The organism is Streptacidiphilus sp. P02-A3a (genome assembly GCF_014084105.1).
Lineage (GTDB): Bacteria > Actinomycetota > Actinomycetes > Streptomycetales > Streptomycetaceae > Streptacidiphilus.
This window is the reverse complement of sequence record NZ_CP048289.1, coordinates 281,360-296,501: the sequence shown is the minus strand read 5'-3', so window position 1 is coordinate 296,501 and position 15,142 is coordinate 281,360. Positions and strand designations below refer to the sequence as shown.

Below are 15,142 nucleotides of genomic sequence, written 5' to 3'. Positions count from 1 at the left end.
TCCCGCTGGGGAGGCGTCCCGCTCACCGCTCCGTGATCGGGTGTCCGGGGTCGGCCAGGGCGCCTCGGAGGAAGTCGACGATCTCCGACCCCGCGGTCTCGGCCTCGGGTACGACACCCGGCATGCTGAGGAAGGCGTGGGTGGCGCCGGGGTACTCGCTCGCCCGCGCGGGGGTTCCGGCCGCGCGCAGGCGTTCGGTGTAGCGGCGGCCGTGGTCGGCGAGTGGGTCGTGGGTCGGCACCACCACCAGGGCCGGGGCGAGGTCGGTGAGGTCGTCGGCGTACAGCGGCGAGAGCGCCCGGGCATCGGTGCCCGAGGGGGCGGCGAGCCGGTGGAGCAGCCGTAGTTGCGGCACGGTGAGGGTCGCGCTGTCGGCGTGCCGACGGGCCGAGGCGTGGTCGAGCATCGAGTCGGTCACGTCGACGACGGGGTTGACCAGTACCTGCGCCCGCAGCCGCAGTCCGGACGCCTTGGCCCGAACAGCGGCCAGGGCGGCGATCAGTCCGCCGCAGCTCTCGCCGAGGACGGCGGTGCGGGTCGGGTCGATGCCCCAGGCGGCCGCGTGCCGCAGCAGGTGCTGGAGCGCGTCCCAACCGTCGTCGACAGCGGCCGACAGCGGCGTGTCCGGGGCGAGGAGGCGGTGTTCGACCGACACCACGAGCGCGGGCAGGCGGGTGGCGAGTCGGCTGTTGACCCAGTCGCTCTGCACCGCCGTGCCCACGAACCCTCCGCCGTGGACGTGGAGCACCAGCGGTAGGGCCCGGTCGGCCGGGCCGCTGCCGGACCCGGGGGTCGGCCGGTAGGTGCGGACCGGCAGGCTGCGGCCGGGAAGGGCCAGTTCCTGCCACTCGATCGCGGCACCGGGATCCGGCGTCCCGGTGATCGTCCGTATCTCGGGCGACGCCCGCCTGCGGTTCTCCGCGTCGCGGTAGGCGGCCAGGTCCGCGGCGGTCATCGTCGGCCAGTCCGGATCGCCGCCCAGGGCCTGCTGCCGCAGACTGCCGCCGGACGGCGGACGCTGGGCGCCGTCGGACCGCGGACGCTGGGCGCCGTCGGACCCGTCCGCGGTGGACACCGCCGCGGCCATCCGCTGGACGGCCTCGACCAGCAGGTCCGGACGGGTGGCGAAGTTGAGCCGGACGAATCCGTGCCCGGACCCGGGCTCGGCGGCCTGTCGGTCCGGGCTGAACCGGAGTCCCGAGGAGACACCGACCCTGGCCCGGCGCAGGAACCGTTCGGCCGGGTCCTCGGGCAGGTCGAACGCGCGGAAGTCGAGCCAGGCGGTGAAGCCCGCGTCGGGGGGCCGGTGGCCGACGTCGGGGAGTCGGCGGGCCAGCTCGTCGGCGAGCAGCCTCCGGTTGCCGTCCAGCGCCTGGAGCAGCTCGTCCAGCCAGCGCTCGCCGTCGGCGAACGCGGCCTCGGCGGCGAGGACCCCGAACAGCCCGGCGGCTTCGTCGAGTTCCGCGTCCAGCTCGGCGAGCGTCGCGCGCGCGTCGGGTCCCGGTACCGCCAGCGCGGCCTTGAGTCCGGGGAGGTTCCACGCCTTGGAGGCCGACACCAGGCTGACCGAGCGGGCGGCGGCGGGCCGGTCCAGGGACGGGAACGGGAGGTGGCGGCGGTCGGGGTGGACCAGTGGCGCGAGGATCTCGTCGACGACGATCCGGACGTCGTGGCGTTCGGCGAGGTCGGCGACGGCGGACAGCTCGTCCCGGGTGAACACGGTCCCGGTCGGGTTGTGCGGGTTGCCCAGCAGGAACGCCTTCGCCCCGGCCGCGAAGTCGCGTTCCAGCCGGTCCAGGTCGAGCCGGTAGCCCTGCGGACCGGAGGCCAGCGGGGTGGTCACCAGCCGCAGGCCGAGCCGCGCCAACTGCGAGAAGTAGGGCGGGTAGCCGGGGGTGTTCAGCACGATGGCGTCGCCGGGTTCGGTGACCAGGCGCAGGACCTCGGTGATGCCGGTCATCACGTCGGGGACCAGTCGGATGGCGGACGGGTCGGGGTGCCAGCCGTAGCGGCGTCCGGCGAAGGCGGCGAAGAGCGCGGGCAGGCGGCCTGGTGTGGCGTAGCCGGTGTCACCGTCGGACACCGCGCGGGTCAGCGCCTCGGCGATCGGCTCGGCCAGCGGCGTGTCCATCTCGGCGATGCGCATCGGCAGGACGTCCGGCGGGAACTCGGTCCACTTGACGCTGCGGCGGCGGCGCAGCTCCGCCAACGTGTAGTGGTTCAGCGGGGTTTGGCTCAGCGGGGTTTGACTCAAGGGGGTCCGGCTCAGCGGGGGTTGGTCCAGGGGGGTCTGGTTCGGCGGGGTGGTCGTGGTCGGCATGGTCGCCTTTCGGTCCGGGAGGATGGCGCGGGTGGTGCGGCACGGTCGGCGGGTCGGCGGGTCGGCGTCGGCGGGCGGGCGGGTGCGGCGTCAGCCGTGGGCGGTGAAGCGGCGCCGGGCGACGACCACCGCGACGGTCAGCGGCACGGTCGCGGCGGCGGCCGGGCCGAAGATCGCGCCGAACCGCGCGTGGTCGGCGGGCCCGCCGCCGAGCGCGGCCCCGATGGCGCTGCCGACGAACAGCGCGGCGACGTAGCACGAGACCGCCGTCCCGCGCGCCTCGGGCACCACCGACGTCGCCCACGTCTGGAGCGTCGAGTGCAGGAACGCCCAGCCCGCGCCCAGCAGCGTGGCCAGCAGCGCGTAGGTCCACACGGCGGGTGCCACGGCCGCCGCCGTGTACCCGACCACCACGAATCCGCCGCCGATCGCGGCCAGTCCGTGCGGCGGGACCCGTCGCGTCAGTGCCTTGACGGCGCGGGTGAACGCGAGCGTCCCGGCGCCGTACAGGGCGGTGATCGCACCGGCCGCGGCCCCGGAGAGGCCGCGGTGCTGCAGGGCCGGGGCGACGAAGGTCAGGCCGCCGAGCAGGACCGCCCCCTCGACCACGCCGAGCGCCATGACCACGTGGCCGAACCGGGCCCGCAGCACCGTCGCCAGTTGCGTCACCAGCCTGCCGACCGGGGCGCGCTCCGGTTCGGCGACACCGCGGAGCAGGACGGCGGCCGTCGCCGCCGCCATCGCCGGGACCACGAACACCAGCCGCCAGCTCAGCCAGTTCCCGATCGCCCCGGCGACCAGGGCCGCCAGTCCGCTGCCGAGTCCGAGCGCCGCCATCAGGTCGGCGAGGGCGGCCTGCCGGCGCTGTGGCTTCACCGAGTCGCCGACGAAGCTGAGCGAGGAGGGCACCACCGCGCCGAAGGCGAAGCCGGTCAGGATGCGCAGTGCGGCGAGTACGGCCAGGTTCGGCGCCAGCGCCGAGGCCAGCCCGGCCAGCGCCGCGAGGGTCAGCGCGGCGCGGATCACGCGCAGCCGCCCGATCCGGTCCGACAGCACGCCCCAGACCGGCTGCGACAGGCCGTAGGCGAGGGCGTACCCGCCGGCCAGGGCCACTGCCGAGGTCAGCGGGACGCGCAGGGCGGCGGCGACGGTCACCAGGATCGGCGCCATGGCGAACCGGTCGAAGTTGGCGGTGAAGGCGGCGGCGGTGAGCGGGAGCGGGACCCGGGTCTCCGGGAGAGCGGTCGGCTCGACCGGCCGACTGACTGTGGTCATGACCCCATCGTGGCTGCGCCGGAGGCCCGTTCCGGGGGCCAGCCGCTGACGGATCATCCTGGGAGTAGCGGTAACAGGCTGAGCGGTGATCGCCCGCGGCCGTATTCTTGGGCCCATCATGGATGACCGCGAAGCTCAGCGCCGCGCCGCGCTCGGCGCCTTCCTGCGCTCGCGGCGCGAGCGCCTCACCCCGGGCGACGTCGGCCTGGTCGGCGGTCCCCGGCGCAGGACGCCCGGGCTGCGCCGGGAGGAGGTCGCCTCGCTGTCGGGCGTGAGCGTGTCCTGGTACTCGTGGCTGGAGCAGGGACGTCCGATCGCGGCCTCCGGCCAGGTACTCGACGCGCTGGCCGGCACGCTGCGGCTGACCCGGGCGGAGCGGCGGCACGTCTTCGACCTCGCCGGGGAGAGCGACTCCGGTCCGCGGCCGGCGGCCACGGGGTGCCCCGCGGTGGGCGACCATCTCCGGGCCACCGTGGCCGCGTTGGCGCCGAACCCGGCCTGCCTGCTGGACCGGCACTGGGACATCCTCGCCCACAACGATGCCGAGGCGGCCATCTACGGCGGCCTCGACGAAACCCCGGTGCGGCGCCGCAACATGCTCTGGCTGTACTTCGGCTGCCAGTCGATGCGTACGGTCCTGAGGAACTGGGAGGCCGAATCGTGGGCGATCCTGGCCCAGTTCCGCGCCTCCGCCGACCGCCATCCGGGCGACCCGCGCTTCGACGAGATCGTCGAGGACGTCTCCGGCGCCGACCCCGGCTTCGCCGAACGCTGGGAGCGCCACGACGTGGCGGCCTTCACCCCGGCGCTCAAGTGCTTCGACCATCCACGGCTGGGGCCGCTGACGTTCCGGCAGGCGAAGCTGATCGCGGCGGAGGACCCGGAACTGCACCTGGTCGCGCGCTATCCGGCGGATCCGTCGACCCGCCGGGCGCTGGGCATGGACGCGTAGGCTCCAGCGCCATGGGTGACGCGGTGCGGGGCGGTTTCCAGGTGGCCGGGCGGCGGCTCCGCTACGTCGACTTCGGCGGTGCCGGTCCGGAACTGATCGCGCTGCACGGGCATTTCAGCGAGGGCGCGGACTTCGCGCCGCTGGCCGAGCGGCTCGGCGCGGGGTGGCGGGTGATCGCGCTGGACCAGCCCGGGCACGGCGAGTCCGACCGGGCCGCCGACTACGAGCGCGGTGGCTACGTCGGCGGTGTGGCGGCCCTGCTCGACCACCTCGGACTGGCTGCGCGTCCGCTGCCCGACCCTGCTGGTCCGGGGCACCCGCCGAGCCCGGGGCCGCCGAGCCCGGCGTCGGTACCGTCACCCGGTGGACCCGTCGGCGCCGCCGTCCGGGTCGGCCGCGGTGTGCTCGCGGAAGGCCCGGGAGCGGTGCTCGATGGCGGTGAGCTTGTCGGTGAGCAGGCGGGCGGGCTGGTCGGTGAAGGAGTGCAGGGCGACCATCGCGGCCACGATCACGTCGCACAGCTCCCCGGCCACGTCCGCGGGGGTGTGGGTCACGCCCTTGCGGGGGTTCTGGCCGGTCAGGCCGATGTAGGCCTGGGCGACCTCGCCCGACTCCTCGGTGACCTTGAGCAGCCGCAGCGCGGTCTCCTGCGGCCCGGCGCCGTTGCTCTCGTTGAGCCAGGCCACCAGGTCACCGACCACCGTCCAGGCGTCCGGACCGGGGGTGGCGCTGCTGGCGGGGGGCTGGGTCATGCGGTCCTCCGGGCGGGTTGGGGGCGCGGCGTGCTGCCGCGGGCGGTGCTGCTACCGGCGAGGGTGTCAGTCGCGGGCCGCCGTCGGCCGGGCAGGGGCCACGGTGACGTCACGGCCGGGCGGCGGCGGTGCCGGTCGCCAACGGCTCGGCCGCGGACAGCGCCGCCGGGCCCTCGCCGCGCAGCGCCAGGGCGACCGGGACACCCAGCGCGCACAGCAGCGCGCAGCAGGTCCAGACCGCGACGTAGGCGCCCTCGGTGGGGACGCCGTGGCGCAGCACCCAGTGGTCCAGCAACGCCGCCGCACCGGCCCCGGCGAAGGCTCCGGCCAGGGACTTGAGGGTGTTGTAGATCCCGGTGCCGATTCCGGTGCGATCGGCCGGCATCCGCCGCATCAGCAGGCTCGGCAGCAGGCTGAGGCCGATCCCGGCGCCGTAGCCGGACACCGCCCCGGGTACCGCGATCTGCCAGGCGACGCCGTGGGCCAGCGCGACCGAGCCGTAGCCCAGCGTGCACACCGCGAAGGCCAGGGTCAGGATCGGGCGGAAGCCGAAGCGGCGGGCCAGCCGGTCGGCCGTGATCGCACCGGCCATGGCGCCCAGGGTCGGCGGCAGTGCCAGCAGGCCCAGGCCGAGCGTGGAGACCCCCAGGCCGTACCCGTCGTCGGCGCGCGTGGCTGCCTCGAAGGTCAGCATCGGGCCCTGGGCGCCGTAGAGGGCGCAGCCGAGCAGGAAGCTCAGCGCGAAGACGGGCGCGGTGGCCCGTCGGGCCAGCAGCCTGACATCGACCATGGGTCGGGTGCTGCGCAGCTCCTGACGGACGAACAGCGCGAGCAGCAGCGCGCCCACCGCGAACAGCGCCACCGCGGCCCCGATCGGAGCGCCGCCGCCGAGGGCCCCCAGCAGCAGGGTGAGGCCGAGCGAGAGCAGCGCCACCCCGCTCCAGTCGATGCCGCCGGGTGCGCGCACCGACGATTCCGGGACCAGGAACCAGACCACCGGCAGGGCCAGCGCCGGGAGCGCGGCCAGGCCCCAGAGCAGCGGCTGCGGACCGGCCCCGGCGCCGCTGAGTCCGCCGACGACCAGGGCGCCCAGGGTGCTGCCGAGCGTGAGCGAGCCGACCAGCAGGCCCACCGCCCGCCCTCCGCGCCGCTCACCCATCCGGTCCCTGATGATGGCGAACTCCAACGGCAGCCAGCAGGACAGGAATCCGGCCAGTGCCCGGCCGAGCAGCAGCAGGGGCAGCGACCCGGCCACCGCCGCCGCGGCCGACAGCAGGTAGCCGGCCAGCGTGAGCGCGACCGTGATCCGCAGCCAGAGCCGGTGTCCGTGCAGGTCGCCGAGGCGCGAGGTGACCGGCAGGGCCACCCCGGAGACCAGGAACTCGACGCCGAGGGCGAGGCTGACCGTGCCCGCGCCCAGATGCAGGCTGTCGCGGAGGTGCGGCAGCAGGATCGGGAAGCCGCCCTGGAGGATCCCGCTGCAGAACTCCACCAGGACCAGCAGGGCGACGACGGGGACGGTGCGCGCCCCCGCGGAGGTGCGGCGCGGCGGGGTGGGCGAGGCCGGGGGCGGGGTCACGGGCGCGTCCTTGCGTCGGATGAGGCGGGGCCGGGGTGGTGCTGTGGGGTGGCGGACATGATGGCCAACCCGGGCGCCGATGACCCCGCACCGCATGAATCCGCCGCAACGGCCGCTCCCGTGCACGGATCGGCCACAACGGCCGTGATCCGCCGCCCGCCGCCGCTGTCCCGCTCCTGCCCCGCCGCTGACCCGGCGCCGACCCGGCGCCGACCCGCCGCTGGCCCGGCGCTGGCCCGGCGCCGGGCGGGTCAGCTGTCGAGGCGGGTGGCGTAGTAGGCGCGTAGCGCCGCCTCGGCGCCGGAGCCGGTGGCGGTCATGATCCGCTGGGCTCGGGCGGAGCGGAGGTCTCCGGCGGTCAGCACCCGGGGGTGCTGCCGGTCCGGCGGGCAGTAGCCGTCGTCGGGGGCGGTCCGCAGGCCGGGGAGGGTCGAGGGGCGGCAGCCGAGGTTGACGAACACCGCGTCGGCTGCCGGAAGCCGCTGCCCGGTCCGGCCGTCCGGGGTGGTCGCCTCGGCCAGCACGCCGCCGCCGGGCCGCGCGGACAGGGCGAGCGAGCGCACCGGGACCAGGGTGACCCGGGGGTCGTCGCGGACCTCGTCGGTCTTGTAGGCGTCGGCTTCCGGGTACGGCACGACCAGCCGCAGCGGGGCCTCCGGGTGGCCGCGCAGCAGCGTGCCGAGGGGCCGGTCGGCGCCCAGGACGAGGGTGGTCCGGTCGGCCAGGGAGCCGGCGTCCGCCTGCCAGAGCGGGGCGGACCGGGGGTCCGCCCCGGTGATCCAGTCCGCCTCGTCGGGCCGGGCGTCCCGTACGCCGGTGGCGACCACGGCGAACCGCCCGGTGAGGGTGCGCCCGGATCCGGCCAGGTGGACCGTGACGTGGTCGTCGGCGGCGTCCAGCCGGTCCGCGCTCGCGCCGAGCAGCACCTCGCAGCGGGCGGCGCGGCGGACGTCGGCGGCGAGCGCGTCGGCGTAGTCGGGGCCGGAGGAGAACCCGAGCACGTTCTCCAGCGCGGGGATCCGGCGCAGCGTGTGGCCGAGGGCCCGCGGCTCGACGAGTACCGAGCGCAGGCCGACGCTGGCGGCCATGACCGCCGCCGCGCAGCCGGCCGGGCCGCCGCCGATGACGACCAGGTCGGTGTCGGGTACGAGGGGCTGAGGCATCGTGTGTCCGCTCCTGATCCGGGTGCGGGTGCGGGTTCTGATCCGGGTGCGGGTCCCGGTCCTGGACGGATTCGGTCAGCCGAGCGTACGCGGCGGAGCGGCCGGGCGCGTGTCCGGGATCACAGGGCGGGCCGCCGGGCGGACGAAATGTCCGGCCCGCCGTCATGGTTGGAAGCTGGGCGCGTGCCATGCGCACACCGCCACCGACTGGTACACCTACGAGGAGTCCCCGTGACCGTCCCTGCGTCCCACGCCTCCCGCGCGGCCGAGATCCTGTCCCGGCCGGTCGCACTGAACGGCCTGACCGTGCCCAACCGCATCGTGATGGCTCCGATGACCCGCAGCTTCTCCCCCGGCGGCGTCCCCGGGGAGGACGTGCGGTCGTACTACGCCCGGCGCGCCGCCGCCGGGGTGGGCCTGATCGTCACCGAGGGGACCTACGTCGGCCACGAGTCGGCCGGGGCGAGCGACCGGGTGCCGCGGTTCCACGGTGAGGAGCAGCTGGCCGGGTGGGCCCGGGTGGCCGAGTCCGTGCACGCGGCGGGCGGCACGATCGTGCCGCAGCTGTGGCACATCGGCACGGTGCGCCAGCAGGGCCAGCCGCCGTACCCGGAGGCGCCCGCGGTGGGTCCCTCCGGCATCCACCCGGACGGCACCGAGGGCACCGGCCGGGCGATGACCCAGCGCGACCTGGACGACGTGATCGGTTCCTTCGCCGAGGCCGCGGCGGCCGCCGAGCGCGTCGGCTTCGACGGCGTGGAGCTGCACGGCGCCCACGGCTACCTGCTCGACCAGTTCCTGTGGTCCGGCACGAACCGGCGTACCGACGCCTTCGGCGGCGACCCGGTGCGCCGGACCAGGTTCGCGGCGGAGATCGTGGCGGCGGTCCGCGCGGTGGTCTCGCCCGCGTTCCCGGTGCTGTTCCGCTACTCGCAGTGGAAGTTGGGCGCCTACGACGCGCGGCTGGCCGAGTCCCCGGCGGAGCTGGAGGCGATCCTGGCGCCGCTCGCCGAGGCCGGGGTCGACGCCTTCCACGCCTCCACCCGCCGCTACTGGCTGCCGGAGTTCGAGGGCTCGGAGCTGAACCTGGCGGGCTGGACGAAGAAGCTCACCGGTCGGCCCACCATCACCGTCGGCTCGGTCGGCCTGGACGGGGACTTCCTCCGCGGCTTCGAGACGGGCGAGGGCTCCCCGGTCAGGGATCTCGGCAACCTCCTGGACCGGCTGGAGCGGGACGAGTTCGACCTGGTCGCCGTCGGCCGGGCACTGCTCCAGGACCCGGAGTGGGCGGCGAAGGTCCTGGGTGGCCGCTTCGAGCAGCTACAGCCGTACGACGCGTCGGCGCTGAAGACGCTGAGCTGAGCACCGCCCCGGCGCGGCGGCGCCCGGGACGGCTAGGCCGGGTACGGACCGGCCGCCCGGGCGGCGCTCAACGCACGGGACCACCAAGCCAGTTGGTCCAGTACGGTCTTGGCGTACGCCGGGGCCGTCCGGTCCAGCGGACGCCCGTCCTGCCACGCGGTGAAGTAGTTCGGGAAGGCCAGCCCGTCCCGGATGGTCACCGCGTGCAACTCGGTCAGCACGTTCTCCAGGTGCAGCACCGCGTGGCGGCCACCGGCCGCGCCGCCGTAGCTGACGAAGGCGACCGGCTTGGCGGTCCACTGGGTGAAGTGCCAGTCGATGGCGGCCTTCAGCGAGGCGGGGTAGCTGTGGTTGTACTCCGGGGTGACCACGACGAAGGCGTCGGCCTCCGCCAGCGCCGAGGTCAGCGGCGCCATCCCGGCCGGACGGGGGTAGGCGTCCCCGGCGTACTTCGGTGACGCCGCGGGCAGTTCCAGCGGGATGTCGATCCCGGCCAGGTCCAGCACGCTCACCTCGAAACCGCCGTGCTGCCGGGCCTGTTCGGCGACCCAGGCGGCCACGACCGGGCCGAACCGTCCCTCACGGACGCTGCCGACGATGATCAGTAGCTGCTGCTTGTTCTCCATGCCCACCACCCTGGGCCGCGCCGCCGACCGCGACCAGACCGGGCGCAGGCTGGCCCCCGCAGGGCCACGCTGCGCCCTGCACGCGCCACGGACCGCCGAACTACTCTCGCGGTATGGGTACGCCACTGGGGGATTTCATCCGGGCCAAGCGCGACAGCATCCAGCCGGAGTCACTGGGACTGCCGGATCGTGGTCGCCGCCGCTCGCCGGGGCTGCGGCGGTCCGACCTCGCCGCGCGGGCCGGGGTCAGCGTCGAGTACCTGACCCGGATCGAGCAGGGCCGCGACCGCAATCCGTCGGTACCGGTGGTGAACGCGCTCGCCGACGCGCTCAGCCTGGACCCGGCCGAGCGCGGCCATCTGCGCTACCTCGCGAAGATCACCGGTGGCGAGTGCATCGCGCACACCCGGCCCTCGCCGCCGCGCCGGGAGGTGCGGGGGAACGTCCTGCGGACGCTGCGGCTGCTCGAACCGGGCATCGCCGTGGTCTCCAACCGGCTGGGCGACGTCCTCGCCCGCAGCAGCGGCTTCGAGTCGGTGACCAGCGGCACCGGGCTGCTGGACACCGAGCGGCCGAACCTCACCCGCTACGTCTTCACCGATCCCCGCGCCCGGGCGTTCTTCGCCGACTGGGACGCGATCGCCGACGAGCAGGCCTTCGACCTGTGGCTCGGTCCCTCGATCGAGAACTCGGAGTGGCTGAGCACCGAGCTCGCCACGGTCGCGGGCCCCGACTTCACCCGTCGGCTGAACCGCCACGTGGTCCCGCCACGCGGGGTGCTGCGGCTGCGCCACCCGGCCGGACCGGAGCTGCGACTGCTTCGCGAGACGCTGGAACTACCCACGGACGATCAGCAGTTGGTGGTCTTCCTGGCGGCCGACGAGCAGACCGCGCAGGCCGTCGAGCAGCTGCGGCACCGCCCCGGCGGCCGACTCCGCGCCATCTCCTGAAGCCGGGCACCACAACTCGGCTGCCGCTCCTCGGGCGCCACAACTCGGGCGCCGCTCCTCAGGCACCGTCCATCAGGCGGCTCTCCCAGGCCCAGGCCGCGATCTCGACCCGGTTGCGTACCCGCAACTTGCCCTGGATGGTCGCCAGATGGCTCTTGACCGTGCTCACCGAGATGAACAGGCCGGCGCCGATCTCCTGGTTGGTGCGCCCCCGGGCGATCGCCCGGACGACCTCGACCTCCCGGGCGGAGAGCGGCTGCGCGGGCTCGGCGGCGGTGCCGCCCCGGGCCGGGGCCAGGCTGCGCAGCAGCCGCAGCGTGATCGACGGGGAGATCAGCGCGTCGCCGCCGCTGGCCGCGCGGACGGCCTCGGCGAGCAGCGCCGGGCCCGCGTCCTTGAGCACGAAGCCGACCGCTCCGGCCCGCAACGCGCCGTAGACGTACTCGTCGAGGTCGAAGGTGGTGACGATGACCACGCGCAGCGGGTCGGGGACGCCGGGACCGGCCAGCGCCCGGGTCACCGCGATGCCGTCCAGTCGGGGCATCCGGATGTCGACCAGGCAGACGTCCGGGCGCAGCCGCCGGGCCAGGTCGACCGCCTCGGCGCCGTCGGCCGCCTCGCCGATGACGGTGATGTCGTCCTGGTCCTCCAGGATCAGCCGCAGGCCGCCGCGGACCATGGCCTGGTCGTCGGCGAGCAGGACTTTGATCGTCATCGCCGCTCCTCGGCCGGGAAGGGCAGGCTGGCGTGCACCGACCAGCCGGATCCGGGCCTCGGACCGGCGGCGAGGGTGCCGCCGAGGGCCTCGACCCGCTCGCGCATGCCGATCAGGCCGAAGCCGCCGTGCTGGCCGAAGCCGCCCTGGTGCAGGTGGCGGGCGGGCGCGGCGTCGTCGGTAACGGCGATGGTGATGCCGTGACCGTCCCGGGCGACGTCGACGCCGGCGGACCGGGCGTGGACGGCGTGCCGGGAGATGTTGGTCAGCGACTCCTGGACGATCCGGTAGACGGTGGTGGTCAGCTCCGGCGGCCAGTCGGCCTGGTCGGCCGGTAGGCGCAGCCGGACGTCCGGCCCGCGCTCCTCGAACTGGCGCACCAGCTCCGCGAGTTGTTCGGCGCCCACGGTGGTCGGGGCGGTACCGGCCGCGTCCTGGCGGTCGCGCAGCAGGCCGACCACCCGGCGCATGGCGGCCAGGGCCTCGCTGCCCGCCGTCTCGATGTCCGCGAGGGTGTCGTCCAGCCGTTCCGGTCGGCGGCGGCCGACGATCCGGGCGGCCTGGGCCTGGAGCACGATGCCGGTGATGTGGTGGGCCACCACGTCGTGCAACTCCCGTGCCAGGGCCAGGCGTTCGTCCTGCCGGACGGCCTCGGCGGCGGCCCGGCGACGGTAGTCGAGGAAGCGCAGCCAGAGCCCGATCCCGAGGGCCAGGGCCCAGACCTGGATGCCGACCCGGAACGGGGTGCCGGGGGCCGCGGCGGTCAGCAGGCCGACGACCATGAGCGCCGCCCCGGCCGCGGCGACGGCGCCCGCCTCGCGGGCGGGCAGCGTCCGGATCGCCGAGCCGCCGAGGACCAGCAGCGCCAGCACCGCGGCGGCGCCGGGCTCGCCCGGCAGCCGCGCCAGCCCGGCGACCAGTCCGGCGGCCCCGGCGACGGCCAGTCCGGCGACCGCCGCCCACCGGCGGTTCCGCTCCCGCAGCAGCGCGATCACGCACACCCCCGCGCCGACCGCGCTGTCGAATGCCCAGGGGCGGCCCTGGTGCGCGTACTGGACGGCCATCAGCACCAGGACGACGGCGAACAGCACGCCCAGCGCGCCGTTCACCGCGATCCTCGTTGCCCGGACGGGCCGCTCCGCTGTGTTCACCCCATGCACGGTAGGCGATCGGACCCCGCCACCGAACCCGCCGAAAGTACGAGCCGGGCCCGGCGAACCGTTCCTTCGGCCGGTGCGGGGTCGGCGGCCGGATCAGCAGGCTGAGCGCATGCCCGGTCCGCTCTCCACTTCGCTGCTCGCCACCTCCCTGCTCGCCGCGATGCCCGCCACGCCGCAGCCGACGGTCCGCAGTCCGCTGCTGTACGCCTGGCTGGCGCTTCAGGCGGTGGTCCTGCTCGCCCTGCTCTACGGCGCCTACCGGCTGGTCCGGGGGCGGCGCGAGCGCCGCCGCCCGCGCTGACCCGGGCGATCCGTCCCTCTCCTCCGCGACCCTCGATCGGGGAAACCGATGACCGAAAACCTGACCAGAGCACATCTCACCCCGGTACTGGAAGCCGTGCACCTGGGCAAGCGGTACGGCCGCCACCAGGCCCTGTCCGACTGCGAGTTGGCCGTCCCGCAGGGGCGGGTGATCGGCCTGGTCGGTCCCAACGGCGCGGGCAAGTCGACGCTGCTGACCATGGCCTGCGGGCTGACCAGGCCCAGCTCGGGCACGATCCGGGTGCTGGGCGCGGAGCCCGCCGCGAGCGCCGCGCACGTGGCCCGGGTCGGCTTCGTCGCCCAGGACACCCCCGTGTACGCCGACCTGTCGGTCGCGGACCACCTGCGACTGGGGGCCAGGCTGAACCCGTCCTGGGACGCCGCGCTCGCACAGCGGCGGATCGCCCGGCTCGGCCTGGCCCCGGGGCAGAAGGCGGGCCGGCTCTCCGGCGGGCAGCGGGCCCAGCTGGCGCTGACCGTGGCCGCCGCCAAGCGCCCCGAGTTGCTGATCCTCGACGAACCCGCCGCCGCGCTCGACCCGTTGGCCCGCTCCGGCTTCCTGGACAACCTGATGGAGTTCGTTGGCGAGCTGGGAGCCAGCGTGATCCTCTCCTCGCACGCGCTCGCCGACGTGGAGCGGGTCTGCGACTACCTGATCGTGCTGGCCGACTCCCGGGTCCAACTGGCCGGCGACGTCGCGGAACTGCTGGCCAACCACTGCCGGATCACCGGCGACCGCCACCAACTCGCTTCCCTACCTGCCGGGTTGACGGCCATCCGGGTCGAGCACGGGGCGCGGGAGAGCACCGCCGTGGTCCGCACCGACCAGGGCCGACCACCGGTCGGCCGGTGGCACACGCAACCCCTCGACCTGGAGGAACTGGTCCTGGCCTACCTGACCCGGGCCGACCGGGCCACCGCCCCCTCGGTCGCCACGCCCACCCCGATCCACCCGGAGGCACACCGATGATCTGGCTGACCTGGCGTCAGTTCCGGTCGCAGGCCCTGATCGGCCTCGGCGCACTGCTGCTGCTCGCGGTGTACCTGGTCCACCTCGGCCTGCGGATCCACGGCGACTACCACGACGCCCTCGCGCACTGCCCGGTCCGCCTCGGTTGCGGCGGGCAGTTGGCCACCTTCGCCGACCACTACCGCCTGCCGGTGGACCTGCTCGGCTACCTGCTGCTGGTCGTCCCCGGCGTCATCGGCGTCTTCTGGGGCGCGCCGCTGATCGCCCGCGAACTGGAGGCGGGCACGCACCGGCTGGTGTGGAACCAGAGCGTCACCCGCAGCCGGTGGCTGGCCGCGAAGCTCGGCCTGGTCGGTCTGGCCGGCGTGGCCGCGACCGGGCTGCTCAGCCTGCTGCTGACGTGGGCGGCGGCGCCGGTCGGTACCGTCCTGAACAACCGCTTCTCGCCGGTGCTGTTCGACTCGCGCGACATCGCCCCGCTCGGCTACGCCGCGTTCGCCTTCGCCCTGGGCGCGGCGCTGGGCCTGTTCGTCCGCCGCACGGTGCCCGCGATGGGTGCGACGCTGGTGGTCTTCGCGGTGCTCCAGGTCGTGGTGCCGACCGTGGTCCGCCCGCAGTACCAGGCCCCGGTGCGCACCTCGGTACCGCTGACCGCGCAGCTGATCAGCGGCCTGACGATGATCGGCGCCTACGGCGACATCGAGGGGGTGCACCCGTCCGGCGGCCCCTGGGTGGTGCGGACCAGCGCCGTCCTGGACTCGGCGGGCCGGCCGGTCGGCCACACCGCCTGGTACCAGCGCTGCATGAACGACGCCTCCATGGCCGAGCTGCCGACCTGCCTGGCCGACGGGCACGTCCACGTCGACGTCTCCGAGCAGCCGGCGGACCGCTTCTGGACCTTCCAGTGGCTGGAGACGGCCCTGTTCACCGCCCTCGCCGCGCTGCTCACCGCCGCCACCTTCCACCGGATCCGCGCCCGCCTCAGCTGATCCGGCGC

Annotated in this window: 14 protein-coding genes and 1 pseudogene; 6 read left to right on the top strand and 9 right to left on the bottom strand. The window is 75.1% G+C overall.

The window, feature by feature from the left end:
* Positions 1-22 precede the first annotated feature (22 nt).
* The 3 genes and pseudogenes from GXP74_RS01405 to GXP74_RS01395 all read right to left on the bottom strand — a co-directional run bounded on the left by GXP74_RS01405 (position 23) and on the right by GXP74_RS01395 (position 3,595).
* A complete protein-coding gene (locus GXP74_RS01405; protein ID WP_225448544.1) occupies positions 23-955 on the bottom strand; it encodes an alpha/beta hydrolase in 933 nt (310 codons plus the stop codon).
* A gap of 315 nt (positions 956-1,270) precedes the next feature.
* Positions 1,271-2,131 (bottom strand): annotated as a pseudogene (locus GXP74_RS01400) (MalY/PatB family protein); the annotation flags it as partial.
* A gap of 279 nt (positions 2,132-2,410) precedes the next feature.
* A complete protein-coding gene (locus GXP74_RS01395) occupies positions 2,411-3,595 on the bottom strand; it encodes an MFS transporter (RefSeq protein ID WP_182449588.1) in 1,185 nt (394 codons plus the stop codon).
* 118 nt (positions 3,596-3,713) lie between these two features.
* Here GXP74_RS01395 and GXP74_RS01390 point away from each other — a divergent pair, with 118 nt between their 5' ends.
* A complete protein-coding gene (locus GXP74_RS01390) occupies positions 3,714-4,547 on the top strand; it encodes a helix-turn-helix transcriptional regulator (protein ID WP_182449587.1) in 834 nt (277 codons plus the stop codon).
* A gap of 356 nt (positions 4,548-4,903) precedes the next feature.
* Here GXP74_RS01390 and GXP74_RS01385 read toward each other — a convergent pair whose 3' ends face one another.
* The 3 genes from GXP74_RS01385 to GXP74_RS01375 all read right to left on the bottom strand — a co-directional run bounded on the left by GXP74_RS01385 (position 4,904) and on the right by GXP74_RS01375 (position 8,041).
* Positions 4,904-5,299, bottom strand: a complete 396-nt coding sequence (locus GXP74_RS01385; RefSeq protein WP_182449586.1) for a MazG-like family protein — start codon at positions 5,297-5,299, stop codon at positions 4,904-4,906.
* Positions 5,300-5,408: 109 nt separating this feature from the next.
* Positions 5,409-6,878, bottom strand: a complete 1,470-nt coding sequence (locus GXP74_RS01380) for an MFS transporter (RefSeq protein WP_182449585.1) — start codon at positions 6,876-6,878, stop codon at positions 5,409-5,411.
* Between the two features lie 251 nt (positions 6,879-7,129).
* On the bottom strand, positions 7,130-8,041 hold the full coding sequence (locus GXP74_RS01375) for an FAD-dependent oxidoreductase (RefSeq protein WP_182449584.1): 912 nt from the start codon (positions 8,039-8,041) through the stop codon (positions 7,130-7,132).
* Positions 8,042-8,272: 231 nt separating this feature from the next.
* Between GXP74_RS01375 and GXP74_RS01370 the strand changes: the two genes are divergently transcribed.
* Positions 8,273-9,403, top strand: a complete 1,131-nt coding sequence (locus GXP74_RS01370; protein ID WP_182449583.1) for an NADH:flavin oxidoreductase — start codon at positions 8,273-8,275, stop codon at positions 9,401-9,403.
* Positions 9,404-9,435: 32 nt separating this feature from the next.
* On the opposite strand, the gene GXP74_RS01365 is transcribed toward GXP74_RS01370, so the two are convergent.
* On the bottom strand, positions 9,436-10,029 hold the full coding sequence (locus GXP74_RS01365; RefSeq protein WP_182449582.1) for an NADPH-dependent FMN reductase: 594 nt from the start codon (positions 10,027-10,029) through the stop codon (positions 9,436-9,438).
* A gap of 113 nt (positions 10,030-10,142) precedes the next feature.
* Here GXP74_RS01365 and GXP74_RS01360 point away from each other — a divergent pair, with 113 nt between their 5' ends.
* The gene (locus GXP74_RS01360; protein WP_182449581.1) at positions 10,143-10,979 is read left to right on the top strand and encodes a helix-turn-helix domain-containing protein; all 837 of its coding nucleotides are present in this window, start codon (positions 10,143-10,145) and stop codon (positions 10,977-10,979) included.
* A 58-nt stretch (positions 10,980-11,037) separates the two neighbouring features.
* On the opposite strand, the gene GXP74_RS01355 is transcribed toward GXP74_RS01360, so the two are convergent.
* On the bottom strand, positions 11,038-11,694 hold the full coding sequence (locus GXP74_RS01355) for a response regulator transcription factor (RefSeq protein WP_182449580.1): 657 nt from the start codon (positions 11,692-11,694) through the stop codon (positions 11,038-11,040).
* The gene (locus GXP74_RS01350) at positions 11,691-12,845 is read right to left on the bottom strand and encodes a sensor histidine kinase (protein ID WP_225447644.1); all 1,155 of its coding nucleotides are present in this window, start codon (positions 12,843-12,845) and stop codon (positions 11,691-11,693) included. The genes GXP74_RS01355 and GXP74_RS01350 overlap by 4 nt, the downstream gene beginning before the upstream one ends.
* A gap of 118 nt (positions 12,846-12,963) precedes the next feature.
* On the opposite strand from GXP74_RS01350, the gene GXP74_RS01345 reads away from it, so the two are divergent.
* The 3 genes from GXP74_RS01345 to GXP74_RS01335 are packed head-to-tail and all read left to right on the top strand — an operon-like array spanning position 12,964 to position 15,134.
* Positions 12,964-13,155, top strand: a complete 192-nt coding sequence (locus GXP74_RS01345) for a hypothetical protein (protein ID WP_182449579.1) — start codon at positions 12,964-12,966, stop codon at positions 13,153-13,155.
* A gap of 48 nt (positions 13,156-13,203) precedes the next feature.
* A complete protein-coding gene (locus GXP74_RS01340; RefSeq protein ID WP_182449578.1) occupies positions 13,204-14,145 on the top strand; it encodes an ABC transporter ATP-binding protein in 942 nt (313 codons plus the stop codon).
* On the top strand, positions 14,142-15,134 hold the full coding sequence (locus GXP74_RS01335) for an ABC transporter permease subunit (protein WP_182449577.1): 993 nt from the start codon (positions 14,142-14,144) through the stop codon (positions 15,132-15,134). The genes GXP74_RS01340 and GXP74_RS01335 overlap by 4 nt, the downstream gene beginning before the upstream one ends.
* The last annotated feature ends 8 nt before the right edge of the window (positions 15,135-15,142 follow it).